We start from the raw sequence: 1,540 nt of genomic DNA, 5'->3' as shown, positions 1-1,540 counted from the left end.
TCGAAAGGTACCCGTGATGGTCGCCTTATTGTGCACCGGCACGAGGCTTACCACGGGTTACAGATACACCACACTAGCGGACGCAACCCCATCGATAGGCTCGAGACGAATGCTAGTAGAGCACGGCAGTCATCGGGGAGTTGTTAATTATGGCTGTCTTGGCTTCTAACTCAGCATGTGAAGGGGAAACCTCGATAGGGGAGCTCTTACATCTAATTTTCGTATCATGGAAAATACGATAACTAAATCCAACCGTAACCGTCCCACCATCCCTCACTAACGCTTTGTCTCTTCCCCAGTGACAATTGCTTACGATCCCATCGCACTCAATGCGCGGGAACGTAAAAATCTTGTGGAACCACCAGCTCACCCAAGTTGGTTTGAAAACCGTGCGGATTTCACGGCAGTCCACAAAGTTCTCTATGTTTTTATCGTCTTCCAACTCTAGGTACCCTTTCTTAACAGGAATGGTCGAAGCAGCAAGAACAGCCGCGCTCATCACCGGACCTGACCCCCGGACAGTGGACACGTCGGGGGTTAGGCCCCACCCCAATGTATGTGCTATCTGCGTATAACTCACCGTCAAGGCACACCGCAAGAGTCTGTTTGAAGTTAGCCACAACAATGGCCTCTTTCCAAGCAGAAGTTGACGCGACACCAACGAATCGCGGTGTCGCCAACATCAACTATGAAAGATAACCCTTGCAGTACCAGGTACGCGTAACCCTGGTACCAACTACGCGGACTCACGCGTACCAACTACCCCAAATCCACACACCCAACTATCCGCCGGGGCATACGTCAGTGACAAATGCGGCATACACAAAGCCTTTCTTCGTGCGCACATAGGTAGTATCGGCCACCCACAGCTTGTTTAAGGCCTTGGGCTTTGAACTCACGCTCGACCAAGTCCGGGCGCAGATCCGCAACGTTGAGGTGTACGGGTTGTGATTGGTGATCCGCCTTTGCCTTTGCCAGAAACACCAGCCAGGCGCATCAACCGGGCAGTTTGTTCACGACCGATATCTATTCCGTCACGGTGAAGAGCATGCCACATTTTCCGCACGCCGTAGACACCGTAATTATCCCGATGAATGGCACCAATGCGTTCAACTAGAACAGCATCACTAAGGTGACGAGCGCTTAACCCACGGGCTTTGGACTGGCGATAACCACGCGAGGTGATAAACCCGCCAGCCCGGTCATTTTTCAACGTCTTGCAAATGAACTCGACAGAGAAACAATTCCGGTATTTATCGATGAACCGGATCATAACCGAGTCTTGGGGTCGAGTTCCGACGCGAAAAAGCTGACGCAGCCTTCAGCAACTAGTTGGTATCTCGAAGCTCTTGATTTTCACGGCGTAGCCTGGCATTTTCGGCGGCCAAATCTTCAGGCACTGGTTCTGGAGTGCTTCCTGCACGGTGAGCCTGTTGGGTCCATTGACGAGCTGTGTGCCATGAAACCCCGAGCTTTGGAGCTACTGCCTGGCACGCAGGGTGCATCGACATATTTTCCGCCACGATGCGGTCTTCCACGA

The 1,540-nt window shown here is 52.3% G+C and carries 2 protein-coding genes; both read right to left on the bottom strand.

Annotated elements, in window-relative coordinates:
* Positions 1-895: 895 nt before the first annotated feature.
* Positions 896-1,273, bottom strand: a complete 378-nt coding sequence (locus ABRP93_RS11585) for an IS3 family transposase (protein WP_349888018.1) — start codon at positions 1,271-1,273, stop codon at positions 896-898.
* 55 nt (positions 1,274-1,328) lie between these two features.
* Positions 1,329-1,540: transposase (locus tag ABRP93_RS11580; protein ID WP_349888017.1), on the bottom strand; the 212-nt coding region annotated here is incomplete at its 5' end.

It is taken from the genome of Corynebacterium sp. KPL2850 (genome assembly GCF_040225855.1).
Lineage (GTDB): Bacteria > Actinomycetota > Actinomycetes > Mycobacteriales > Mycobacteriaceae > Corynebacterium.
The sequence above is the reverse complement of the archived record's forward strand: the minus strand, read 5'-3'. Positions and strand labels throughout refer to the sequence as shown.

Coding starts and splice junctions, on each gene's coding strand:
- ABRP93_RS11585 (WP_349888018.1), bottom strand. CDS start 1,273: ATGATCCGGTTCATCGATAAATACCGGAATTGTTTCTCTGTCGAGTTC.